The 24,969-nt window shown below is 69.6% G+C and carries 17 protein-coding genes, 1 tRNA gene and 2 pseudogenes; all 20 read left to right on the top strand.

From position 1 onward, the window contains the following. Positions 1-751 (top strand): isopeptide-forming domain-containing fimbrial protein (locus JX283_RS00865; RefSeq protein ID WP_204828901.1); only part of this gene is annotated, 751 nt, incomplete at its 5' end. A 171-nt stretch (positions 752-922) separates the two neighbouring features. After that, positions 923-3,481 (top strand): annotated as a pseudogene (gene leuS, locus JX283_RS00860) (leucine--tRNA ligase). Positions 3,482-3,657: 176 nt separating this feature from the next. After that, positions 3,658-4,923: a PASTA domain-containing protein gene (locus tag JX283_RS00855; RefSeq protein ID WP_204828900.1), complete on the top strand. Its 1,266-nt coding sequence runs from the start codon at positions 3,658-3,660 to the stop codon at positions 4,921-4,923. A gap of 124 nt (positions 4,924-5,047) precedes the next feature. Further along, on the top strand, positions 5,048-5,515 hold the full coding sequence (gene rimP / locus JX283_RS00850; RefSeq protein ID WP_204828899.1) for a ribosome maturation factor RimP: 468 nt from the start codon (positions 5,048-5,050) through the stop codon (positions 5,513-5,515). A gap of 65 nt (positions 5,516-5,580) precedes the next feature. Beyond that, on the top strand, positions 5,581-6,909 hold the full coding sequence (gene nusA / locus JX283_RS00845) for a transcription termination factor NusA (protein WP_204828898.1): 1,329 nt from the start codon (positions 5,581-5,583) through the stop codon (positions 6,907-6,909). Positions 6,910-6,955: 46 nt separating this feature from the next. After that, positions 6,956-9,586: pseudogene (gene infB, locus JX283_RS00840) on the top strand (translation initiation factor IF-2). An 89-nt stretch (positions 9,587-9,675) separates the two neighbouring features. Beyond that, positions 9,676-10,092 (top strand): 30S ribosome-binding factor RbfA, encoded by a 417-nt coding sequence (gene rbfA / locus JX283_RS00835; protein WP_204828897.1) that lies wholly within the window; start codon positions 9,676-9,678, stop codon positions 10,090-10,092. A 9-nt stretch (positions 10,093-10,101) separates the two neighbouring features. Further along, entirely contained in the window at positions 10,102-11,142 is a 1,041-nt protein-coding gene (locus tag JX283_RS00830; protein ID WP_204828896.1) for a bifunctional oligoribonuclease/PAP phosphatase NrnA, read from the top strand. Continuing rightward, the gene (gene truB, locus JX283_RS00825; protein ID WP_204828895.1) at positions 11,139-12,068 is read left to right on the top strand and encodes a tRNA pseudouridine(55) synthase TruB; all 930 of its coding nucleotides are present in this window, start codon (positions 11,139-11,141) and stop codon (positions 12,066-12,068) included. Before JX283_RS00830 ends, truB begins: the two co-directional genes overlap by 4 nt. Next, the gene (locus tag JX283_RS00820; protein WP_204828894.1) at positions 12,055-13,080 is read left to right on the top strand and encodes a riboflavin kinase; all 1,026 of its coding nucleotides are present in this window, start codon (positions 12,055-12,057) and stop codon (positions 13,078-13,080) included. The genes truB and JX283_RS00820 overlap by 14 nt, the downstream gene beginning before the upstream one ends. A gap of 23 nt (positions 13,081-13,103) precedes the next feature. Then, positions 13,104-14,993 (top strand): DNA primase, encoded by a 1,890-nt coding sequence (gene dnaG / locus JX283_RS00815; RefSeq protein ID WP_204828893.1) that lies wholly within the window; start codon positions 13,104-13,106, stop codon positions 14,991-14,993. 71 nt (positions 14,994-15,064) lie between these two features. Beyond that, on the top strand, positions 15,065-16,405 hold the full coding sequence (rpoD, locus tag JX283_RS00810) for an RNA polymerase sigma factor RpoD (protein ID WP_204828892.1): 1,341 nt from the start codon (positions 15,065-15,067) through the stop codon (positions 16,403-16,405). 188 nt (positions 16,406-16,593) lie between these two features. Continuing rightward, positions 16,594-16,668, top strand: a tRNA-Asn gene (locus tag JX283_RS00805). Between the two features lie 160 nt (positions 16,669-16,828). Beyond that, positions 16,829-17,656 (top strand): ABC transporter permease, encoded by an 828-nt coding sequence (locus JX283_RS00800; RefSeq protein ID WP_204828891.1) that lies wholly within the window; start codon positions 16,829-16,831, stop codon positions 17,654-17,656. Between the two features lie 8 nt (positions 17,657-17,664). After that, the gene (locus JX283_RS00795) at positions 17,665-18,480 is read left to right on the top strand and encodes an ABC transporter ATP-binding protein (protein WP_370583381.1); all 816 of its coding nucleotides are present in this window, start codon (positions 17,665-17,667) and stop codon (positions 18,478-18,480) included. Next, positions 18,480-19,556, top strand: coding sequence for a glycosyltransferase family 2 protein (locus JX283_RS00790; RefSeq protein ID WP_204828890.1), 1,077 nt, complete (start codon positions 18,480-18,482; stop codon positions 19,554-19,556). The genes JX283_RS00795 and JX283_RS00790 overlap by 1 nt, the downstream gene beginning before the upstream one ends. 11 nt (positions 19,557-19,567) lie before the next feature. Continuing rightward, positions 19,568-20,596 carry a glycosyltransferase family 2 protein gene (locus JX283_RS00785; protein ID WP_204828889.1) on the top strand — a complete coding sequence of 343 codons (1,029 nt, stop codon included), beginning with the start codon at positions 19,568-19,570 and terminating at the stop codon, positions 20,594-20,596. 173 nt (positions 20,597-20,769) lie between these two features. After that, complete coding sequence (locus JX283_RS00780; RefSeq protein ID WP_204828888.1) at positions 20,770-21,903, top strand: extracellular solute-binding protein; 1,134 nt, start codon at positions 20,770-20,772, stop codon at positions 21,901-21,903. A gap of 142 nt (positions 21,904-22,045) precedes the next feature. Further along, positions 22,046-23,821 (top strand): iron ABC transporter permease, encoded by a 1,776-nt coding sequence (locus JX283_RS00775; RefSeq protein ID WP_204828887.1) that lies wholly within the window; start codon positions 22,046-22,048, stop codon positions 23,819-23,821. A 3-nt stretch (positions 23,822-23,824) separates the two neighbouring features. Next, positions 23,825-24,901 carry an ABC transporter ATP-binding protein gene (locus JX283_RS00770; RefSeq protein WP_204828886.1) on the top strand — a complete coding sequence of 359 codons (1,077 nt, stop codon included), beginning with the start codon at positions 23,825-23,827 and terminating at the stop codon, positions 24,899-24,901. The last annotated feature ends 68 nt before the right edge of the window (positions 24,902-24,969 follow it).

The raw sequence follows: 24,969 nt of genomic DNA, 5'->3' as shown, positions 1-24,969 counted from the left end.
ACCCCGGCTCCCCGGCGACGGGGCCGAGGCCGACGTGCGCGTCACCAAGACCGCCGACAACCTGAGCAGGGACGACGGCACCACCCGGGTGGGCGACACGGTGCGCTACGCCGTCAAGGTGGAGAACGTCGCCGAACAGACCGCCTGGTACGACGTGGTCGTGGCCGACAGGCTCCCCGTGGGCCTCGAGCCCGTGGCGGGCTCCATCTCGCTCACCGGCCCCGACGGGGTCCGCCGCGTGGTTCCCGACGACGCCTACGACCCCGCCACCCGCCGTCTCGCCGTGACCGCCGGAGACCTGCACGGGCCCGCCGCGGCCACCCTCGTCTTCGACGTGACCGTCACCGACGGGGCTGTGGGCGCCGACGTGGGCAACGTGGCCGACGCGTTCGGCACCACCCCCGCCGACGTCGACCTCGACGCGGTGGCCCCGGGCGCCCAGCGCCCCGCGGGCGGGGAGCCCTTCGTGCCGTCGGACGGTTGGGACGCGTGGCTTGCCGGCAGGTCCCCCGTCTCCAACCCGGATCCGGCCTACCCCGACGGCGTCGGCGCTTCCGGCGGCGTTCTCCCGTCGGACGACGGCGTCTCCGGCGGCGCCCCAGGCGCATCCACCCTGCCCGCCACGGGCTCCGGGCATCCCGGGACCCTGCTGCCCGCCACCTCCGACGTCGCCTCCATGGTGCCGGCGCTCGCGGGCGCGGCCACGGCCGGCACCCTCTGCCTCGCCCTCGTCCTGAGAAGGAGGCGCTAGGGGAGGGGACCCGGCGGTTCCTGCAGAGGGGGGGCGGTCGGCCATCGGCCCGGCCGCCCCCTTTCTCCGCGCGGGGGGCTGGCTGCCTGGGCGGCCGACGCCATTTGCTAGAATCCCATGAGCATGAGCGATCCGGCCCCTGTGGGGGCCGTCACCGAGAAGGAGTCTTCCATGGGCGACCACAGCGAGCACGAAGGGCGCGTCCCCGTCTACGACGCGGGCGCCATCGAGGAGAAGTGGCAACGCGTCTGGGAGGAGCGGGGCCTCTTCCGCGCCGCCGACGACGGCCGTCCCAAGAAGTACGTCCTCGAGATGTTCCCGTACCCCTCGGGCGACCTCCACATGGGCCACGCCCGCAACTACACCATCGGCGATGCCATGGCGCGCCAGGCCCACATGCAGGGTTTCGATGTTCTGCACCCCATCGGGTTCGACGCCTTCGGCCTCCCTGCGGAGAACGCCGCCATCAAGCACCGCACGCAGCCCGCCAAGTGGACCTACGGCAACATCGACCAGGCCGTGGCCACCATGCGCCGCATGGGGTTCTCCTACGACTACGACCGCATGGTGAGGACCTGCGACCCCTCCTACTACCGCTGGGGGCAGTACCTCTTCCTCAAGATGTGGGAGAAGGGCCTCGTCGACCGCCGCACGTCGCCGGTCAACTGGTGCCCCACCTGCAACACCGTGCTCGCCAACGAGCAGGTCACCGAGGGGCACTGCTGGCGCTGCGGCACCGTGCCCGAGCGCCGGGAGCTCACCCAGTGGTACCTCAAGATCACCGACTACGCCGAGGAGCTCCTCGACGACATCGACCGCCTCGACCGCTGGCCCGAGCGCGTGAGGCAGATGCAGCGCAACTGGATCGGCAAGTCCGAGGGCGCCGAGATCGACTTCGCCCTGGCCAACGCCTCCGGCGAGCCCACCGACCTCAAGATCACGGTATTCACCATGCGCCCCGACACGCTCTTCGGCGCCAGCTTCTTCCTGCTCGCACCCGAGTACCCGCTGGTCCACGAGCTCGTGGACGGCACGGAGTACGAGGGGGCCGTGCAGGAGGTCATCGACATCGCCGAGGCCACGAGCGCGGTGGACCGCCAGTCCAGCGAGGTGGAGAAGCACGGCGCCTTCACGGGCCGCTACATGGTAAACCCGGTCAACGGCCGGCTCCTGCCCATCTGGGTGGCCGACTACGTCATCACCGACTACGGCACCGGCGCCGTCATGGGCGTCCCCTGCGGCGACGAGCGCGACTTCCAGTTCGCCCGCAAGTACGGCCTGCCCGTCCCGCCGATCATCCTCGAGGAGGACGACCCGCTCTTCGCCGAGCTCTCCGGCTAGGAGGACCTCGTGGTGACCGACGTGCCCTGGGACCACGCCATGGACGCCGAGGGCGTCATGGTGCAGTCCGGCCCGATCACGGGCATGCGCGGCGGCAAGCGCTACGAGGCCGCCAAGGCCGTCGTCGACCTGCTCGCGGAGCGCGGGCTCGCCCGCGAGGCCGTGAACTTCCGCCTNCGCGANTGGCTCATCAGCCGCCAGCGGTACTGGGGCAACCCCATCCCGGCCGTCCACTGCGAGCACTGCGGCATCGTGCCCGTGCCGGAGGACCAGCTGCCCGTGACGCTGCCCGAGGGCCTGGACCTCGCGGCGGGGGAGACCCTGGCCGAGTGCCCCGAGTTCTACGAGACCACGTGCCCCGTGTGCGGCGCCCCGGCCCGCCGCGAGACCGACACCATGGACACCTTCACGGACTCCAGCTGGTACTACCTGCGCTACTGCGACCCGCACAACGACCACGAGCCCGTGGGCCGCGCGGCGGCCGACCGCTGGATGCCCGTGGACAACTACATCGGCGGCATCGAGCACGCCATCCTGCACCTGCTCTACTCGCGCTTCTGGACCAAGGTCATGCGCGACCTCGGCATGGTCTCGTGCGACGAGCCCTTCACCGACCTGCTCTGCCAGGGCATGGTCAAGGACGAGAACGGCGAGGTCATGTCCAAGTCCAAGGGCAACGTCGTGGCGCCTGCGAGCGTCATCGAGCCCTACGGAGCCGACACCATGCGCCTCGCCATCCTGTTCATCGCGCCGCCGGAGAAGGACTNCGACTGGGACCCCCAGGCCGTGGCCGGCTGCAACCGCTTCCTCAAGCGCGCGTGGAAGAGCGTGTGGGAGGCCTCATGCTCCGCGACGCCGGGCGCCGAGCCCTCCATGGACGCGCTCGACGACGAGGGCAGGAAGCTCCTGCGCGCCGTGCACCGCCTGGGCATCAAGTGCACCGACGACTACGGGCGCAGGCAGTACAACACCGCCATCTCGGCGCTCATGGAGCTCGTGAACGCCGGCAACGCCTACCTCGCCGCCACGGCCCCCGGGGAGCGCGACGGCGCCCTCATGGCCCGCTATGCCCACGACCTCGTGGCCATGCTCTCGCCCGTCTGCCCCCACTGGGCCGACGAGCTCGCCTCCGAGGCCCTCGGCATGGAGGGCTCCATGTACGACGAGCCGTGGCCCACGTTCGATGCCGACCTCACCCGCGAGGACACCGTCGAGATCGTCGTCCAGGTGCTCGGCAAGATCCGCGCCCGCATCCAGGTGGCGCCCGACGCGCCCCGCGAGGNGCTCGAGCNCGCGGCGCTCGAGGCCGTGGCCCCCCAGCTGGAGGGCAAGGACGTCGTCAAGGTGGTCGTCGTTCCCGGNAAGCTGGTGAACGNCNTCGCCAGGTAGCANGCCGCAGGGCCCGTCCCATCGGGACGGGCCCTTTTTCGTTCCCTCTGCCCATGCGCGACGCCCCCGAATTTCCCGGAACCGCGCAAATTCGATATATTGGCTGAAAGATATCGGCGAACACCGGCCGCCCCCGGGACCATGGGACCGGGGGAGGGGCCGTCAGGAGGTCCCCCATGAAGTGCCCCCAATGCGGTAAGGACCTTGGAAGCGACCTGCTCCCCGCGCGCTGCCCCGACTGCGGGGCCAACCTCCGCGACCCGGCCCTCGTCTCCGGGTCCCAGGACGCCGGCGCCTCCCGCCGCTCCGTCGAGGGGCTCACGGGCATCGGGAAGGGGAGCACCAAGGACCGCGGCCGCCACAGGGTCCAGCTCGCCCTCGCCGTCCTGATCGTGGCCGTGTTCTGCGTCGGCGTCGTCTGGATGGTGCGGTGGGCCCAGGGGACCCTCAACCGGGTGCCCGACGTCGTGGGCTGGCGCTACGAGCGCGCCGAGAAGGAGCTCAAGGCCCTCGGCTACGACGTGGAGCGCGAGGACGTGGCCACCAAGGACGCCTCCGCCGGCATCGTCGTCTCGGCCGACGTCCCCGAGGGGGGCTCCGGCACCGCCCGGCTCCAGGTGGCCACGGCGCGCACGATGCCCGACGTCGCCGGCATGGGGCTCGAGGAGGCGGAGGCGGCCCTCGACGGGGCGGCCATCCCCTACGCCGTGGAGGAGCGCACGGGGGACGGCGAGGACGGCCGGGTCCAAGGGGCGTCGCTCGAGGCGGGGCGCGAGGTGGTGGGCGACACCACCGTCACCCTCTACGTGACCAGGCTGCCGCGCGTGCCCGACGTCATGGGCAAGACCCGCCAGGAGGCCGTCGCGGCCCTCTCCGAGGCCGGCCTCGGCTACGAGGTGGAGAGCGTCCCCCACGAGGACGGCAAGGCCGTGGGCACCGTCGTCTCGGTGGACCCGGCGGTCGGTACCGCTGTCAAGCCGGGCGACAAGGTGAGGATCGGCGTGGTGTCCCAGCGCAAGAGCCTCTCCCAGGCCACGGCGGAGCAGGCGGTGGCGGCCGTGTACGACGCGGCGTCCCCCGGCGACTCCATCGGCTCCGCGCTCTCCGCGCTTCTCTCGCCCGAGTCGCCCTTCGCCGGCAAGGGCGCCCACGAGGTCTGGTACGGCATGGTCAAGGCGGCCNGCGNCCACNAGGGCGTGGACGCGCGGATCCAGTCGCTGCCGCGGTCGGTGAGCTCCGCCTCCATCGACGTGTCCGACGACGGCTCCTCGGCGGAGGCCCGCGTGTCGGTGCACTGGGACTGGACGTCCCTGGGCGACGGCTACCAAGGCGTGACGTCCGACGACCTCCACACGGTCACCATGACCTTCGACGACGAGGGCCGGCTCCTGACGTTCTNCGACNCCCAGACCNATGTCCCGGCCTACCGGGTGGANTCCTGACCCTCGATTGTGGAGACTTGACGGTCATCGGCGCCCCATGCCATACTGGGCACCGTAAACATGCAGTTCAATCGGGAAGTGGGAGCGTTCGTCGCCCCGCTTCCTTTTTTTGGGAAGGTGGGCCATGGCTGTCAAGGACATCAGGTCGCGGCTTCTGGAGGCCCTCGAGGCCGAGGCTGCCGCCCACGGGGCGGACATCGTCGACGTCGAGGTGGCCGGTGCGTCCAAGGCGCCCGTCGTCCGGGTTCGCGTCGACCGGGCCGAGCCCGGCGAGCCCGTCTCCCTCGACGAGGTGGCCTCCCACAACGGGTGGGTCGGCGACGTCGTCGAGGCGCTCGACCCCTTCCCGGGCTCCTACACCCTCGAGGTCTCCTCGCCGGGCCTCGACCGGCCCCTGCGCCGCCCTGCCGACTTCGAGCGCTTGNTCGGCGAACCCGTGCAGGTGCGCATGGCGGGCCACGGGGGNCGCCGCACNTNCACCGGCACCCTNATGGGCCTCNAGGGCGACGACGTCGTCGTGGAGTGCGACGACGGTACCCACGCCCTNCCCCTCGCCGACGTCCAGTCGGCCNAGCTGAGGCCCGTCTTCTAGGGCGCGGGCTCCCCGGAGCCAACGCCCGTTTTCCCAGCCACCCACAAGAGGAAGGGGTGNCGCAGATGGCCGCCACCCACGACAACGAGAAGAACAACGAGATGATGGAGGCCCTCATGGCGCTCTGCCATGAGAAGCACATCGACGAGCTCTACCTGCTCGACCGCCTCGAGCAGTCGCTCGCCAAGAGCTACGCCGACCTCGACCCCGACCGCTTCCCCGACGGCGCCAAGGTCACCATCGACTGCACATCGGGCCGGTTCTTTCTCTACCGTCTGGTCGCCGAGGGCGAGCCCGACCCCGAGACCGGCGAGTACACCGAGTTCCGCGAGGAGGCCGTGGACGACCCCGGCATCTCNCGCATCGCCGCCCTCCACGCCAAGAGCGAGATCGCGGCCATCACCCGCAACGCCGCCCGCCAGATGATCTACGAGGAGTTCTCGGAGCGCGTCGGTGACATCATCACCGGCACCGTCATCCAGTCGGTCCCCGACTNCACCATCATCAAGATCCGCGAGGGCATCGAGGCCGAGCTCCCGCACTTCGACCTCCGCAAGAACAACGAGGAGCGCCAGGAGCGCAACGAGCGCCCCGCCGGCGAGCGCTACCGCCACGGCGACCGCATCAAGGCCCTCATCATCGAGGTCCGCGACCCGCAGGCCCGCATCCAGCCCGTCCGCGGCGAGTTCTCCCGCCCCTCCATCGTGGTCTCCCGCTCCCACCCCGACCTGCTCCGCCGCCTCTTCGAGCTCGAGGTCCCCGAGATCTACGACGGCGTGGTGGAGATCGAGTCCATCGCCCGCGAGCCCGGCCGTCGCTCCAAGGTGGCCGTGAGCTCCCTGGACGACCGTCTCGACCCCGTGGGCGCCTGTGTCGGCCCCAAGGGCAGCCGCGTGCGCACCGTGGTCTCCGAGCTCCGCGGCGAGCGCGTCGACGTCGTGCTCTGGAGCGACGACCCCGCCAAGCGCGTGGCCAACGCCCTGTCGCCCGCCAAGGTGACCCGCGTCATCGTCGACCCCGAGCACACCTACGCCACGGTGATCGTGCCCGACGACCAGCTCTCCCTGGCCATCGGCAAGGAGGGCCAGAACGCCCGGCNCGCCGCGCGCCTCACCGGTTACCATATCGACATCAAGAGCGAGGGNATCGCCCGCGACCTCATNGNGAAGATGCGCAAGAAGGCCGAGGCCGCCGAGGACCTCATCGANCAGGACCAGGAGCAGCCCGCCACGCGTTGCGCCCACGTCTCCGAGAATGGGACGCAGTGCCGCAACATGGCCCGGCCCGGCTCCAAGTACTGCGGCGTCCACGAGGCCGCCGCGGAGGGGGAGAGCCTCCTCGACCGCGAGTACGACGCGATCGACACGTCCGATGACCCCGATTCCCTGATCTAAGGCGCATCAGGTCCCCGTCGTTCAGGTTCCAGGAAGGTTAGGTTGCATGGCAAAGACGCGCGTCAGCNAANTCGCCAAGNAGTNCNGCANCACGAGCAAGGAGATGCTCTCCCATCTCAAGGACATGAAGANTCCGGCGNAGTCCGCGTCGTCGNCCCTNGAGGACGCCTACGTCTCCATGGTGCGCAAGAAGCTCGCCCCCCAGCTCAAGGCCCGCGAGNAGGAGCTCCGCGCCGCCCAGGAGGCCGAGGAGGCCGCCCGTAGGGCAGAGGAGGAGGCCCGNCGCGCCGCCGAGGAGNCCGCCCGCCNCGAGGTCGAGGAGCNCCGCCAGCGCGAGCGCGCCGAGGAGGAGCGCCGCCGCGCCGAGGAGGAGGCCNGCCGCGNCGCCGAGGAGGCCAAGGCCGCCGAGGAGGAGCGCCGCCGCGCCGAGGAGGCCGAGCGCAACCGCGTGAAGGACACCGCGCCCAAGAGCATGCCCAAGTTCACCAGCCTGCTGGAGCAGATCGCCCAGCAGGAGGAGGTGCTCAAGCAGAAGAAGGAGGAGGAGGCCAAGCGCCNCGAGGAGGACAAGGCCAAGCGCGCCTCGCGCCCCCAGGAGCGCCGCGGCGGCGGCCGTCAGGACCGTCGCGGGCCGGCCGCCATGGACGTGGCCCCCTCGCCGGAGAAGGCCGCGGCCTCCAACCGGCACAACAAGCGCCACCACGGCCNCGAGGGCCCCGACGAGGACCGCTACAGCCGCATGGCCCGCTCCGCCGAGGAGTACAACCGCGAGCGCGTCCTCGAGGACGCCCGCGCCTCCGTCGAGGAGNCCAGCCGCGAGTCCACCGGCCGCCGCAAGAAGNGCAAGGAGCACAGGAAGGCCCAGGCCGCCCAGGCGGCCAAGGAGCAGGCCATCCAGGAGGCCCTGGCCAACGACCAGGACATCTCCAAGCTCGACGTCGTGAAGGTGCCGCAGGGCGCCACCGTGGCCGAGCTCGCCGACCTCCTCGACATCCCGGCCTCCGACATCGTCAAGCGCCTCTTCCTGCTCGGCACCCCGCTCACCATGACCCAGTCGATNTCCGACGAGCTCATCGAGCTCGTGGCCGACGACCTGGGCCGCGAGGTCAAGGTCATGACCAAGGAGGAGGAGAACTCCTTCACGTTCTACGACGACCCGGCCGACCTCCTGCCGCGCGCCCCCGTGGTCACCGTCATGGGCCACGTCGACCACGGCAAGACCTCCANCCTCGACGCCATCCGCCACACCGGCGTGGCCGAGGGCGAGGCCGGCGGCATCACCCAGCACATCGGCGCCTCCCAGGTGAAGATCAACGGCCGCACCATCACCTTCGTCGACACCCCCGGCCATGAGACCTTCACCGCCATGCNCGCCNNCGGCGCCANGGTGACCGACATCGTGGTCCTGGTCGTGGCCGCCGACGACGGCGTCATGCCCCAGACCATCGAGTCGATCAACCACGCCAAGGCCGCCGGCGTGCCCATCGTCGTGGCCGTCAACANGATCGACCGCGACGACGCCAACCCCGANCGCGTGCNCCNGGAGCTCACCGAGTACGGCGTCATCCCCGAGGAGTGGNGCGGCGAGANCATGNTCGTCAACATCTCCGCCAAGAAGAACATGGGCATCGACGAGCTGCTCNAGACCNTCCNGCTCCNAGCCGACGTCCTCGAGCTCAAGGCCAACCCCAACNCCTTCGCCTCCGGCTACGTCCTCGAGGCCAAGCTCGACCGCGGCCGNGGCTCGGTGGCCACGCTGCTGGTCAACCGCGGCACNCTCCACGTGGGCGACGCCCTGGTCGCCGGCATGAGCTACGGCCGCGTCCGCGCCATGCTCGGCCAGAACGGCCAGCCCGTCACCGAGGCCGGCCCGTCCGACCCGGTGGAGATCCTGGGCCTGTCCTCGGTGCCCGCCGCCGGCGACGAGTTCCGCGTCTTCCAGGACGAGCGCGACGCCCGCGACCTCGCCGAGTCCCGCTCCCTCAAGGCCCGTATCGAGGAGCAGAACAAGGTCAAGCACGTCACCCTCGAGAACCTCTTCGACACCATGGAGGACGCCGAGGTCAAGGAGCTCAACCTCGTGGTCAAGGCCGACGTCCAGGGCTCCATCGAGGCCCTCTCCGACGCCTTGGGCAAGATGGACCAGTCCGAGGTCCGCATCAACATCATCCACAGCGCCGTGGGTGCCATCTCCGAGACCGACGTCATCCTCGCCGACGCCTCCAACGCCATCATCATCGGCTTCGGCGTGCGCCCGGAGGCCAAGGCCCGCGCCGCGGCCGAGCGCGACAATGTCCAGATCAAGTGCTACCAGGTCATCTATAAGGCCATCGAGGACATCGACGCCGCCCGTGTGGGCATGCTCAAGCCCACGGAGGAGGAGGTCCAGACCGGCGTCGCCGAGGTCCGTGACACCTTCAAGGTGCCCAAGGTCGGCATCGCCGCCGGCTGCATGGTGACCGAGGGCGAGATCTCGCGCGACGACTCCGTGCGCCTCACCCGCAACGGCATCGTGGTCTTCGACGGCAANATGGCCTCNCTGCGCCGCTACAAGGACGANGTCAAGAGCGTCAAGGCCGGTTACGAGTGCGGCATCGGCCTCGAGAACTACCAGGACATCCATCCCGGCGACCTCATCGAGGGCTACAAGATCGTCCAGGTGGCCCGCACCGAGTAGGCTGCCGCCGGCCGTATCGCCCGGGACCGNTGCGCGGGGCCCCTTGCCACTGGCGGGGCCCCGCGCATCGACCCTCAAGGAGNCTGACNATGAAACAGAACAAGAACTCCCGGCGCATCAACGAGCAGGCGCGCGAGAAGCTCGCCCACATCCTCCTGTTCGACGTGAGCGACCCCGCGCTCCAGCAGCTGACCCTCACGGGCTGCGAGGTCTCCATCGACAAGAGCTTCCTGCGCGCCTACGNCTCCTGCGACGCGGACCGCTACGAGGACGTCCTCGCGGCCCTCACCCGCGCCCGCGGCCGCATCCGCTCACTCCTGGGCCGCGCGCTCGGCTGGCGCGTGACGCCCGAGCTTGACTTTCGCATCGACACCTCCACCGACGAGGCCGAGCGCATCACCCGCGCCCTCGAGAACGTGCCGCCCACCCTTTCCGTGGAGAAGGACGAGGACGGCTACCCCGTGGCGCCCGAGGGCGCGGGCGAGCCCGGCGACGAGAGGGGCTGAGGCTTGGCCATGGCCTGTCCAATCGCCATCGGCGAGGCCCAGCGCAGGGACTTCGCCTCGATCGCGGCCCTCGTCGNGGGGGCCCGGACCATCGTCCTCTGCGCACACACGAGGCCCGACGGCGACGCCGTGGGGTCCGTGCTCGCCATGGNCGAGGTCGTCCGCGNCCGCTGGGGCGAGGGTCGGGAGGTCACCTGCCTGCTGGCCGACGACGGCCCCGTGCCCTCGACCTACCGGTTCCTGCCGGGCTCCGACACGTTCGTGGCCGCCTCGGCCTACAGGGGCGACCCCGACCTCTTCATCGCCNTCGACCTCCCCACGCCCTCCCGGCTCAACCACGCCCGGGCGGTCATGGAGCNATCGCGGGCCGTCGCCGNCATCGACCACCACCCGGCCGACGAGCCCTTCGGCACGCCGCACCTCACACGGACGGAGGCCGCGGCGACCGGTGTCCTCGTGACGGAGTTCGCGCTCTTCGCGGGCGTGGAGCTCACGCCCGCCATGGCCAACGACCTCTTCTGCGCCGTGCAGACCGACACCGGCCGGTTCCAGTACCAGAACGCCGACCCCGAGGCGTTCAAGGNGGCGTCGCTCCTCGTGGACGCCGGCGCCGACCCGTCGTGGGTCTCCCNCAATGTCTACCAGAGCTTCAGGCTCCCGTACCTCCACCTCGAGTCCNTCGTCATGGGCCGCATCGTCACCCTCGACTGCGGTCGCATCGCCTACAGCTACGCCACCCGGGCCGACCTCGNCCACACCGGGGCCGAGGACGACGAGTGCGACGGCCTCATCGACAGCGTGCGCTCCATCCGGGGCGCCGAGGCCGCGCTCTTCCTCAAGGAGTCGCCGACCCCGGGCGTCGTGCGCGGCAACCTGCGGGCCAAGGGCGACGTGGACGTCTCCGCCGTGGCGAGGGCCATGGGCGGCGGCGGGCNCNGTGCGGCCGCCGGCTTCTCCGCCGACGGCACCATCGACGACGTGTTCGCCCAGGTGTTCCCGCTCCTCAGGGAGGTCGTCTCGGGCTGCCCGCCCTGCGGGGGCGCCCGGTGAGGCGCCGGGAGAGCGCGGTGGACTGCCTGTTCGCCGTGGACAAGCCCCGGGGCATGACGAGCCACGACGTCGTGGACGCCTGCCGCCGCGCCCTCCACGAGCGCAGGGTGGGCCACGGCGGGACCCTGGACCCCGACGCCTCGGGCGTCCTCGTCCTGGGCGTCGGGCAGGCCACGCGCCTCCTCGGCATCCTTACGCTTGCGACCAAGGCCTACAAGTCCACGTTCCGGTTCGGCTGCGAGACCACGACCGACGACGCCGAGGGGGCGCCGGTCCGCGTGGCCAAGGCGCCGGCACGCCTCGCCGACCCCGTGGTGGCCGCCGCGGTCGTGGCCTCCATGCCCGGCGACGCCATGCAGGTGCCGCCGGCCTTCTCCGCCGTGTCCAAGGACGGCCGGCGCTCCTACGCCGCGGCGCGGGCGGGGGAGGCCGTGGAGCTCGACCCCAGGCCCGTCTCCATCCTCCGGGCCGAGCTGCTCGGCACCTCCCTCTACGACGGCGTGGTCTCCTGGGACGTCTCCCTCGANGTCTCCAAGGGNTGCTACATCCGCTCCATAGCGCGCGACCTCGGCCGCGACGTAGGCTGCTGGGCCCACGTCTGCTCCCTGCGCCGCACGGCGTCCGGCCCCGTGGGCCTCGCCGACTGCCTCACCCTCGAGGAGCTCGCTGCCGGCGGCGTCGACGCCGTCCGTGCGCGGGCGCTCGACCCCGCGGCGGTCCTCGGCCTCCCGGTGCGCGAGCTCTCCGACCGGGAGCTCGCCGACGCGGCGTGCGGGAGGCGGCTGGCCGCCGCCACCGACGCCGAAGAGGTCGCCCTCGTGCACGGCGGACGTCTCCACGGCGTGTGGGAGCGCCGGGGCCGCTCCCTCGCCTCCAAGATGAACCTCGTCAAGGGCGTAGAGGGGGTGCGCGGTGGGCTCCGCTGACGCCGGCGAGCTCGCCCGCTCCCTCGCGTGGGGCGTCGTCGTGCCCCGGGGCGTCCCCGTCGACGGCGGCGTGCTCCACGGGTGCCCCGGCTCTCCGTGCGTCGCGGCCATCGGAGCCTTCGACGGCATGCACGCCGGCCACCGCCAGCTCCTGGACCGCGCCCGGCGGGACGCCGCNTCCCGAGGGCTGCCGCTCGTGGCCGTCACGTTCGACCCGGACCCCTCCGGCATCCTCGGGCCGGAGCCCCAGCCTGCGCTCCTCTCCCGCGACGACCGCCTCCGTATGCTCTGGTCCACCGGCGTCGACGGAATCCTCGTCCTCGACTTCACGGCCGCCGTGGCCTCGCTCGACTACCGTCGTTTCATGGACGGGCTCGCCGCGACCCTCGGCCTCGCCTCGGTGCACGTCGGCGAGGGCTTCAGGCTCGGGGCCGGCGGCGAGGGCACCGTCGCCCGCCTCGCGGCGTGGGGCGCGGGGGCCGGCGTCGACGTCTTCGGCCACCGGCTCCTGGCCCTCGACGGCTCGCCGGTGAGCGCCACCCGCATCCGGCGGGACGTGGCCGCGGGCGACGTGCAGGAGGCCCGCAGGCTCCTCACGCGGTATCATTTCTCCCACGGGACGGTCGTCCACGGCCGGGGCGAGGGCACGTCCTTCGGCTTCCCCACGGCCAACGTGGTGTGCCCCGCGGGGTCGGTGGCTCCGGCCTCGGGCGTCTTCGGCGGCTACGTCGTCGTCGACGGCCTCGCGTGGCCTGCCGCCGTCAACGCCGGGCTGCCGCCCACCTTCGCCGACGGCGGGGAGGGCGCCTCCGGCCCCTTACTCGAGTGCGCGCTCGTGGGCTTCTCCGGCGACCTCTACGGCGCCGCCGTAGAGGTCATGCTCACCGAGGAGCTCAGGGCGTCGCGGAGGTTCGGGGACGTCGGGGACCTCAGGTCCGTCGTCCTCGGCAACATCGAGCAGGTGCNCCGCCGCCTCGGGGAGGNGNNGGTTAGGTTGGANNGCCCCCGCTGANNGGACNCCCGGNAAGGAGGGGCATGATCGGCGACGACGAGCGCGAGCGCGTGCGCGAGGCCACCGATTTCGTGTCCCTGGTGGGGGAGACCGTCCAGCTGCGCGAGCGCTCGTCGGGGGACTTCTGGGGCTGCTGCCCCTTCCACCACGAGAAGTCGCCGTCGTTTCACGTCAAGGCGGACACCGGCTTCTGGTACTGCTTCGGTTGCGGCGAGGGCGGTGACGTCTTCAACTACGTCCAGAAGCGCGAGGGACTCGACTTCCCTGACTCCATCCGGTACCTGGCCGACCGTGCGGGCATCGAGCTCCACGAGACGGGCCAGGCCCGGAGGGGTCCGGCCCGGAACCGGCTGCACCTCTGCCTCCAGGCGGCCGAGGACTTCTACGCCAACCAGCTCCTGCGCGTCCGCGGCAAGGCCCAGGACGCCGCCCGCGCCTACTGCGCCGGCCGCGGCATGGGCTCGGCCGTGTGCCGGCGGTGGGGCCTCGGCTACGCCCCCNGCCACGGCGAGCTCGTGCGCCATCTCGGCTCGCTCGGGTTCACCTCCCAGGAGATGCTGGCCGCCGACCTCGCCGTCCAGCGGTCGGGGCGCCTGGCCGACCGCTTCTACGACCGCGTGATGTTCCCCATCCACGACNAGNCNGNCCGCGCCATCGGCATGGGCGGCCGCATCATGGGCGACGCCAAGCCCAAGTACATCAACTCCAAGGACTCGCCCGTGTGGCACAAGTCCAAGCACCTCTTCGCCTTCGACCGCGCCAAGGAGTCGGCGGTGGCCACGGGGGAGCTCGTCGTCGTCGAGGGCTACACCGACACCATCGCGCTCCACGAGGCAGGCTTCACCAACGTGGCCGCCGTCCTGGGCACCGCCCTCACGCTCGACCACATCAAGCTCATCAACCGCCTCAAGCCCAAGCGCGTCGTAGTCATGCTCGACGGCGACGCCGCCGGCCAGCGGGCGGCGGACAAGACCGTGCGGTTCGTGGACAAGACCGAGGCCGACCTCCTCTGCGTCACGCTGCCCGACGACGCCGACCCCGCGGAGTACGTGGCCGCCCACGGCGCCGACGCCCTGCGCGACCGCCTGGCCGAGGCCCGGCCGCTCATCGACGTCGTGCTCGAGCGCCACCTCGACGGCGCCGGGTCCATGGGCCCCGGGCGGCGCGTGCGCGCCATGGAGGACGTGGCCTCCATCCTCGCCCCGCTCAAGGACTCCATCCTCATCGACGGCTACGCCCGGCGCGTGGCCGACGCCCTGGGGACGAGCCCCGAGGAGGCCCTGCGCCGCATCCGGGCCGCCGAGGTCCCCCAGGACGACGACGGCGCCCGCGGCCGGAGGCAGGCGCAGGCCCCGGCCGCGCCCCCCGACGCGTACGACCGCTACCGGGACGTCTACGAGCCCGAGCCGGAACCCGGGGCGGGGGAGGGACCCTGGTCGAGCTGGGGGGAGCCTGTGCGCGATCCCGCCTCGGACCTCGAGGCCCGGGCGGAGCGCGAGCTCCTCGGCGCCATGGTCGCCCATCCCGGCGCGTTCGGCGAGCAGGCCGCCCGCATCGCCTCGACCACGTGGTCCGACCCACGCCACGAGGCCGTGGCGTGGGCCGTCCTCGGGCTGCCGCCCGGGAGCACGCCCGCCGACGCCGCCCGGGCGGCCACCGAGGCCGTCCCCGAGGCGCCGGCGCTGCTCTCCGGCGCCTCCATCGACGTCGTGTCGAGCGCCCCCGCGGAGTCCAAGGCCGCCTTCCTCGTGGACAACGTGGAGCTCTTCTCGCTGAGGAGGAGGTCCCGCGCCCTCCAGGCGCGCCTCGCCTCGCCGGGCCCCGACGACGACGTGCGCTCCCTCATGCAGGAGGTCGTGGACCTCGGGGCCCGCGAGGCCGCCCTCAAGGAGTCCCTCGCCGGCAGCCACTAGCTNGTAGTTCCCGTNGTCACTCAGGCGTTCGGGTAGACTATTGCACAGTATGCCCATGCGAAGGGAGACCATTGGCAGCCAAGAAATCCCAGAAAAGCCCCGTTCTCTCCGACGAGCTCGAGTCGGTCCGTGCAGGCCTGGTGAAGGCCTCCAAGAAATCGGGCGGCAGCGTCTCCGAGGACGACATCCAGGTGGCCCTGAGCGACATCGACGTCGACGATGCCGAGCTCAACGACCTCTACACGGCGCTCCGCTCCGGCGGCGTCGAGATCGTCTCCGAGGCCGAGACCGTGCCCGACGGCGTTGTGGTGGAGGAAGACCTCGACGACGAGGACATCGACTCCGACATCGACAAGGTCCACGACGACGAGGATGACGACTCGCCCGTCGACGACGACGCCAAGCCCGTGGCCGTGAAGGAGCCCAAGGCCCCGGCCAAGCGCAAGCGCCGCACCAAGAAGCGCNGCACCNACTCCTCGGCCATCATGCTCACCGGCGACCCGGTGCGCATGTACCTCAAGGAGATCGGCAAGGTCGACCTCCTCTCCGCCGCCGACGAGGTGCACCTGGCCATGAAGATCGAGGCCGGCACCGAGGCCACCGAGAAGCTCGAGGCCTTCTCGGCCGGCGAGCTCGACCTCACCCGCGCCGAGCAGCGCCGCCTCATGCGCATCGNGCAGATGGGGCTCGAGGCCAAGCAGCAGCTCATCAGCGCCAACCTGCGTCTCGTCGTCTCCATCGCCAAGCGCTACGTGGGCCGCGGCATGCTCTTCCTCGACCTGATCCAGGAGGGCAACCTCGGCCTCATCCGCGCCGTCGAGAAGTTCGACTACACCAAGGGCTTCAAGTTCTCCACCTACGCCACCTGGTGGATCCGCCAGGCCATCACCCGCGCCATCGCCGACCAGGCCCGCACCATCCGTATCCCGGTGCACATGGTCGAGACCATCAACAAGCTCGTGCGCATCCAGCGCACCCTGCTCCAGGACCTCGGCCGCGACCCCACCCCGGAAGAGATCGGCGCCGAGATGGGCATGAGCGCGGAGCGCGTGCGCGAGATCCAGAAGATCAGCCAGGAGCCCGTCTCCCTNGAGACCCCCATCGGCGAGGAGGAGGACTCCCAGCTCGGCGACTTCATCGAGGACGCCGGCGCCGTGGCGCCCCCCGAGGCGGCCAGCGACTCCATGCTCCGTGAGCAGCTCGAGCAGGTGCTCGACGGCCTCGCGGNCCGCGAGCGCAAGGTCATCAAGCTGCGCTTCGGCCTCGAGGACGGTCATCCCCGGACCCTCGAGGAGGTGGGCCGCGAGTTCGGCGTCACCAGAGAACGCATCCGTCAGATCGAGTCCAAGACCCTGGCCAAGCTCCGCCACCCCAGCCGCTCCGGCAAGCTCAAGGACTACATGGAGGAGTAAGGTCCGGAAAAACCGCAGGTGGGAACCATCTNCGCATCGTGCGCCCCGGCACCTCGCGTCCCANAAGGCGGGAGGTGCCGGGGCGTCTCCCGTTACGGATCGTTTTCGCGCCCGGTTTTTCCGGATTCGCCCTTGCGCCCGCGGCGGAGTGCGCGTATATTCTTTGCTCGTGCCAAGGCGCACCCGATTCCTCGGTAGCTCAATGGTAGAGCACGCGGCTGTTAACCGCGCTGTTGTAGGTTCGAGCCCTACCCGAGGAGCCAGATATCTCCAAGGTCCCGCGAGGGGCCTTTTTTCATGGTGCGGAACCGTGCCTCTATGGCTTGTGTGGCCCCCTGTGAACCTGTGTTAGAGTCATTCTCGCACGCAGAGGTCCATTCGGGCCTTTGAGCTGCGGTTTCCCACCTTCCCCGAAGGAGTAGCGTGTCAAAGCAGACCAAGGTCTCCACGGACGGCGCCAAGGCCGTCGCCACGTGGAACACGGGCATCAAACGCGACTGGTCCATCCTACGCGAGCTGGTGAGCAAGGACTTCAAGCTCAAGTACCGCCGGAGCGTCCTCGGCGTGGCGTGGTNGGTCCTCAACCCACTGCTCATNATGGTCGTCATGAGCGTCGTGTTCACGCACTTCATGCGCGGCGACAACATGCCGCCCGAGATCTACNCCGTCTACCTCATCATCGGCAACATCACCTTCAGCCTCATGAGCGCGGCCACCAACGACGGCATGTGGTCCATCATCAACGCCGCGCCGCTGCTCAAGAAGGTGAAGATCAACCGCATCGTCTTCCCCGTGCAGAAGGTGCTGTTCTCCCTCGTGAACTTCGGCCTCTCGCTCATCGCCGTTGCCTTCGTCATGGTGTGGGCGCGGATCCCGCTTTCCTGGAACATCCTGTTCATCGTCCCGTTCCTGACCTACATCCTGCTCTTCTGCATCGGCCTCGGACTCTTCCTGGCCACGCTCGCCGTGTTCTTCCGCGACGTCATCCACCTCTGGTCGGTCGTCCTCACGGCGTGGACCTATCTCACACCCATCTTCTACACCATGGACATCCTGCCGGAGTACCTCCAGCACCTCATGCGTTTCAACCCCATGTACCAGTACATCGACTACTTCAGGACCTTCCTGCTCTACCAGCAGGCCCCGAGCCTCCGGGCCAACGCGGCGTGCCTCGTCATGGCCCTCATCGCCCTGGCCGTTGGGTACCTCGTGTTCCGTAAGAACGAGCACAAGTTCATCCTGTACATCTAGGAGCAGCCTTGAACGCCACCCAAACGCCCTCCGAGGGCTTCGACCACCTGTTCGGCGACGACCACGCCGACATCGTCGCGGATGCGCCCGTCTGCATCGACGTCGACGACGTCTCGGTGGTCTTCAACATGGCCTCCGAGCAGCTCAACTCCCTTAAGGAGTACTTCATCTCCCTCGTCCGCCGCGAGCTGTTCTTCAAGGAGTTCCGCGCCCTCAACCACATCAGCTTCCAGGTGCGCAAGGGTGAGGCCTTCGGCCTCGTGGGCACCAACGGCTCGGGCAAGTCCACCATGCTCAAGGTCATCGCCGGGGTCCTCGAGGCCAGCGAGGGCCACGTGGCCGTGACGGGCTCCATCGCCCCGCTTATCGAGCTCGGCGCGGGCTTCGACATGGACCTCACGGCCCGCGAGAACATCTACCTCAACGGCGCGCTCCTCGGCTACACCCGCGAGTTCATCGACTCCCACCTCGACGAGATCGTCGACTTCGCCGAGCTTCGCGACTTCATGGACATGCCGCTCAAGAACTACTCCAGCGGCATGGTGGCCCGCATCGCCTTCGCCATCGCCACGATCACGGAGCCCGACATCCTCATCGTCGACGAGACCCTCTCCGTGGGGGATTTCCTCTTCCAGCAGAAGTGCGAGCGCCGCATCCAGGAGCTCGTGGAGTCCAACAACGTTACCGTGCTCCTCGTGAGCCACTCCATCGAGCTCGTGGAGCGCATCTGCGACCGCGTCTGTTGGATCGAGAAGGGCCAGCAGCGCATGATCGGCCCGTGCCAGGAGGTCTGCNACGCCNACAAGGCANTCGGGAGCTCCTGATGGCGGCGGCGGGGGAGAGGCCCCTCTTCTCGCTCGTCATGTGCCTCTACGGCGTGGAGGCCACCGTGGCCCGCGCCGTGACGGCGGTGCTCGCCCAGCCGTTCGACGACTTCGAGCTCGTCCTCGTCGACGACGCCTCGCCGGACGGCTCCCTCGACGCGGCCCTGGCCGCCGCGGGGGACGACCCCCGCGTGCGCGTGGTGCGCCACGGGGAGANCCGCGGGCTCTCCGGCGCCCGCAACACCGGCCTCGNGGCCGCCCGGGGGTGCTACGTNGCCTTCCCGGACCCGGACGACACCGTGGGNCGCGACTTCCTNNGCGCCGCCGCGGACGCCGTGGCCGCCTTCGACCCCGACNTCGTCGTCGAGGGTCTGACCGAGGTCTACGAGCGCGCCGACGGCGCCGTCGAGCGGGAGCGGCCCATCGTTCCCGACGGGGCGCGCCTCGAGGGCCCGGCCGTGGCCCGCGCCGTGCTCCCCCTCGAGGTCAAGACCCTCGTCGGCTACGTCAACTGCAAGTTCTTTCGCATGGACCTCGTGGGGGACCTGCGCTTCGAGGAGGGCACGAGCCTCTCCGAGGACTTCTTCTTCTCCATCGAGATGTTCGAGCGGGCCCGCCGCGTGGCCGTGGTCCCGTGCGCCGCGTACCGCTACTTCAAGCGGCCGAGCGGGTCGCTCACGTCGCGATGGGACGACACCTACTACGACATCCACCGCCGCCGTGTGGCCAGGCTCTACCGCTACCTCTGCGAGCACGGCCTCGACGGCACGGAGACGCGCCGCCTCGTGGGCGTGCTGTACGGCCGCTACATCGTGTCCGCGCTCATGCGGGCCTGCGACCCGCGCTCGAGCCTCGACGCCGCCGGGCGCAGGGACTGGGTGTCGCAGGTCTTCTCGGACCCGCTGTTCGACCGCCTCGTGCCCGTGGCCTACTCCGACGAGAGCCTGGCCACCAACGCGGCGCTCTCGGTGCTCCGCACGCGGGACGTCGGCCTGGCCCTCGCCCTCGGACACGCCGTGGGCGTGGCGAGGGGCGCGGCCTCCGGGGCCTTCGGGCGGATCCAGCAGAAGCGGTAGGGAGGGGCGACGTGGAGAAGCAGCTCACCATAGCCATGCCCAGCTACAACGTGGAGGGGCTCATCGCCCGGGGCCTCGAGAGCCTCTCGGACCCCCGGCTGACGGCGGCCCTCGAGGTCGTCGTCGTGGACGACGGCTCCACCGACGGCACCGCCGATGTCGCGAGGCGCTTCGTGGAGGCGCACCCAGNCGTCTTCCGCCTCGTCTCCAAGGAGAACGGCGGCCACGGCTCCGCGGTGAATGCCGGTCTCGATGCGGCCCGGGGCCGCTACTTCCGCGTGGTGGACGCCGACGACTGGGTGGATCCCGACGGCCTGGCCGCCGAGCTCGACCTCCTGCCCGNCATCTCGNCGGACATCGTGGTCGACGTGCGCCGCGACGTCCACATGGGGACCGGGTCCACCGAGCTCAGGCCCCTGCCGGCGGGTATGCCCNCCGGTCGCGAGGTGCCCTTCGCCTCGGTGTCGGCCGAGGCCGCCCGCACCAACTGCGTCTCGATCCACACCGTGTCGGNGCGCACGGACTTCCTCCGCGCCTGNGGCGTGAGGCTCCTGGAGCACACGTTCTACGTCGACACGCAGCTCGTCGTGGAGGCCACGGCCCGCGCGGAGACCGTCACCCTGCTCGACATCGAGGTCTACCGGTACCTCGTGGGCAACGCGTCCCAGAGCGTCGCCGCCGAGGGGTACGTGCGGCGCTTCGACGACCACGACCGCGTGGTGAGGGAGGTGTGCCGGNTCGTGGAGGGGCGCCTCGCCNACCCGTCGACGACGCCCGAGGCCGCCGAGTACCTCAGGCTCCGCGCCCGCCTCCTCGTGAACACGCACTACAACGTGATGCTCGTCTACGACCGCGACCGCAGGCGGGGCCGCGCCCGCGCCCGCTCGTTCAGGGCCTGGCTCGGNGTCGAACACCCGTGGCTGCGTGCGGCCACCGACGGCCGCTACCTCGCCGCCCTGGCGGCCGGCGCGGTGCGCCTCGACGCCAGGGCCCTGGACCGCCTGCTCGGCCGCATGGACCACGAGGCTGCCGGGGATTAGCACACGGAGCTGAATTAGTCCACTGCCTATCTCCTCACCGAGTCATTGACGCCGTCGGGGGAAGTCCCTCTGTTTTCCCAAACTGAAATACTTGGTTCGGCCCTAAAAAAGAAGACATACCAAACGCCGTCCAGCGGCGCGCGTCAACGTGGTCTTCTAGGGAAGGAACCGAAATGCGCAACATCTCACGCAGGGGTTTCATCGGTGGCTCCGCCATCGCGGCGGCCGGGCTCNGCCTCGTCGGCTGCAGCGGCGGCGACACGGGTCAGGCCGAGGCCGACACCAGCGAGAACANCGTCAACGNCCCCCAGGAGCTCATCGACGCCGCCAAGGAGGAGGGCGAGCTCATCGTCTACGGCTCCTGCGAGGAGGAGCACGTCCAGGCCTGCGTCGACCACTTCAAGGAGCTCTTCGGCCTCGACGTCCAGTTCCAGCGCCTGTCTACGGGCGAGGTTCAGGCCAAGATCGAGGAGGAGAACGGCAACCCCTCCGCCNACGTCTGGTTCGGCGGCACCACCGACCCCTACAACGTGGCGGTCACCAAGGGCCTGCTCGAGCCCTACGAGGCCCAGAACGCCAGCCATCTCATCTCCGACACCTACCGCGACCCTGACGGCCAGTGGTACGGCATCTACAAGGGCATCCTGGGCTTCATGGTCAACAAGGACGAGCTCGAGCGCCTCAAGATCGACGAGCCCAAGGATTGGGACGACCTGCTCGACCCCAAGTACAAGGACCTCATCTGGCTGTCCAACTACAACACCGCCGGTACGGCCAAGCTCGTCATCAACACCATGATTCAGAAGAAGGGCCACGACGAGGGCATCAAGTACCTCGTGGACCTCGACAAGAACATCCACGTCTACACCAAGTCGGGCTCCGGTCCCTCNAAGAACGTTGGCACCGGCGAGTGCACCGTGGGCATCGGCTTCCTGCATGACGGCATCATGCAGATCGTGGACAACGGCTACGGCAACATCGGCCTCGTGATCCCGTCCTCCGGAGCCTCCTACGAGGTCGGCGCCACGGCTATCTTCAAGGGCTGCAAGCACCCCAACGCCGCGAAGCTCTGGATCGAGTACGCTCTCTCGCCCGACTGCGTCGAGCGTGCCGCCGAGGCCAAGGCCTACCAGTTCCTGGTGCTNGACAACGCCAAGCAGCCCNAGATCGCCACCGAGTACGGCCTCGACCCGGACAACGTCATGGAGTACGACTTCGAGGACGCCCAGAACAACACCGAGCGCTACGTCGAGGAGGTCATGACGGCCCTCGGCGGCGGCGACGCCGAGCGCTTCCAGACCGAGTAGCCCCTCGCCCCATCCGGCTCGGCAACCGCTGTCGGTTCCCATCTAGAGTTCGACATCGCAAGGTACCGGGCGGCCCCAGGCTCGCCCGGTACCTCTTTTGCTGAATGCAGACTGCATGATAAATCCTGAATGGCAGGTGCCCATGGCCCAAGACCAAGGAAAGGCGCTCGACCGCAAGAAACTGCTGGGCGACCCCATCCTCATCACCACCATCGTGGTGCTCATCGCGTTCCTCACCCTGTTCATCCTCNACCCGCTCGCCATGCTGCTGGTTGACTCGTTCATCTCCGGCGGCGGCTTCACGCTCGACGTGTTCGCGCGCATCTTCCAGATGCCCTCGTTCACGACGGCCATCACCAACACGCTTTCCGTTGGCTTCCTCGTGGGTGTCGTGAGCGCCCTCGNCGGCCTCCTGTTCGCCTATGTGGAGGTCTACGTGCAGCTCAAGACGAGGTTCATGCGCGGGCTCTTCTCGCTCGTGTCCATGCTCCCCGTGGTGAGCCCGCCGTTCGTGCTCTCGCTCTCCATCATCATGCTGTTCGGCAAGTCGGGCATCATCACCCGCTACCTGCTGGGCATCTACGACAACAGCGTCTACGGCTTCTGGGGCATCTTCGTCGTCCAGTCGCTGACGTTCTTCCCCGTGTGTTACATGATGCTCAAGGGCCTGCTCATGAACATCGACCCCTCCCTCGAGGAGGCGGCCCGCGACATGGGCGCCAGCCGCTGGAAGGTCTTCACGAGCGTCACGTTGCCCCTCATCGCCCCGGGCCTCGGCAACGCGTTCCTCGTCACCTTCATCGAGTCCATCGCCGACTTCGCCAACCCCATGATCATCGGCGGTTCCTACGACACGCTGGCCACCACCATCTACCTACAGATCACCGGTGCCTACGACAAGCAGGGCGCCGCGGCCATGGCCGTCGTGCTCCTCTGCATCACCCTCGTGATGTTCGCCGTGCAGAAGTACGTCCTGGAGGCCAAGAGCACGGCCACCCTCTCCGGCAAGGCGAGCCGCGGGCGCATGCTCATCGCCGACCGCTCCGTCACCGTGCCCCTCACGGTCCTCTGCAGCGCCATGGCCGTGTTCGTCGTGGTCATGTACCTCTGCGTGCCGTTCGGCGCCCTGTTCAACACCTGGGGCTACGACTTCACGCTCACACCGAAGTGGTTCATCCAGCTCTTCACGCACTACCACGGCCTCGACGCCTTCGTGGACTCCTTCGCCCTGTCGCTGATCGCGGCGCCCGTCACGGCCATCCTGTCCATGATCATCTCGTACCTCGTGGTGAAGCGCGACTTCAAGACCAAGGGCTTCATCGAGGCGGTCTCCATGCTCGCCATGGCCGTCCCCGGCACCGTCCTCGGCGTCGGCTACATCCGCGGCTTCTCCGGCNGCATCTTCGGCACCGGCGTTATGCAGGGCCTCTACGGCACGGCCGCCATCCTCGTCATCGTGTTCATCNTCCGCTCCCTGCCCACCGGCACGCGCTCGGGCATCTCGGCCCTGCGCCTGATCGACAAGTCCATCGAGGAGTCGGCCTACGACATGGGCGCCGACAGTTTCACCGTGTTCCGCACCGTGACCCTGCCGCTCATCAAGGAGTCGTTCCTCTCCGGCCTCGTGACGGCCTTCGTGCGCTCCATCACCGCCATCTCGGCCATCATCCTGCTCGTCACGCCGTCGGTACTGCTCATCACGGTGCAGATCAACGAGTTCGCCGAGAAGGGCGCCTACGGCATCGCGTGCGCGTTCGCGACGATCCTCATCGCCATCACCTACGGCTCNGTGCTGCTGATGAACNTCGCCATCAGGCACTTCGNAACGAGCCGCTANGCCAAGGCGACAGACGACGAACTCCCCGAGACCATCAAGAAGGACTACCTCGAAGACAGCCGCCAAGTGGAGGAGCTCTAGNCCATGGCAAAAGAGAAGAAGGGCGTTCGCCTCGACCACATCTCCAAGATCTACCAGGACCCCAAGACCGGCAAGGACTTCTACGCCGTGCACGACGTGAGCCTGTCCATCGAGCCCGGAGAGTTCGTCACGCTGCTCGGCCCGTCGGGCTGCGGCAAGACNACGATCCTCCGCATGATCGCCGGCTTCGAGTCCCCCAACGAGGGCGAGATCTACCTCGGCGGCGAGCCCATCAACGAGCTCACCCCCAACAGGCGCGACACCGCCATGGTGTTCCAGAGCTACGCCCTGCTGCCGCACTACAACATCTTCGACAACGTGGCCTACGGCCTCAAGCTGCGCAAGGTCCCCAAGGACGAGATCCGCAAGAAGGTGGTCAACATCCTCGGGCTCGTGGGCCTCGAGGGCATGGAGGACCGCATGACCAACCAGCTCTCCGGCGGCCAGCAGCAGCGTGTGGCCCTGGCGCGCGCCCTGGTCCTGGAGCCCGGCGTCCTGCTCTTCGACGAGCCGCTCTCCAACCTCGACGCCAAGCTGCGTGTGGACATGCGCAACGAGATTCGCCGCATCCAGCAGGAGGCCGGCATCACGGCCGTCTACGTCACCCACGACCAGTCCGAGGCCATGGCGCTCTCTGACAACATCATCATCATGAAGAAGGGCGTCGTGGAGCAGATGGGCGACCCGCATACGGTCTACTACCGCCCCGCGAACGAGTTCGTCGCCGACTTCATCGGCGAGTCCAACTTCCTCCACGGCGCCATCGTGGAGCACGACGGCCAGCACGGCGTGGCCGAGGTCGAGGGGCACCGCGTGCCCATCGCCAACATCGAGCATCTGGGCGACGGCGACGCCTGCACCCTCGTGCTGCGCCCCGAGGCCGCCAAGGTGGCCGACGAGGGCGTCCTGCCCTGCGAGGTCGTCCTCTCGCGCTTCATGGGCAACTACCACAACTNCCACGTCAAGGTCGGGGGCACCGTCGTCAAGGTGACCGACTTCAACCCCAAGAACCACAAGGTCTACGAGGTGGGGGAGAGCGCGTTCGTCGACTTCACCCGTGACGACGTGCACGTGCTCTAGCTACCATGGGAGAGGGGCGCCGCGCTGCGACAGCCGGCGCGGCGCCCCTCTCCCTGACCCCGACCCCC

The sequence above is a fragment of the Olsenella sp. CU969 genome, assembly GCF_905219715.1.
Taxonomy (GTDB): Bacteria; Actinomycetota; Coriobacteriia; order Coriobacteriales; family Atopobiaceae; genus Granulimonas; species Granulimonas faecalis.
Note: the sequence above shows the minus strand (reverse complement) of the source record. Positions and strands in the feature narration are given on the sequence as shown.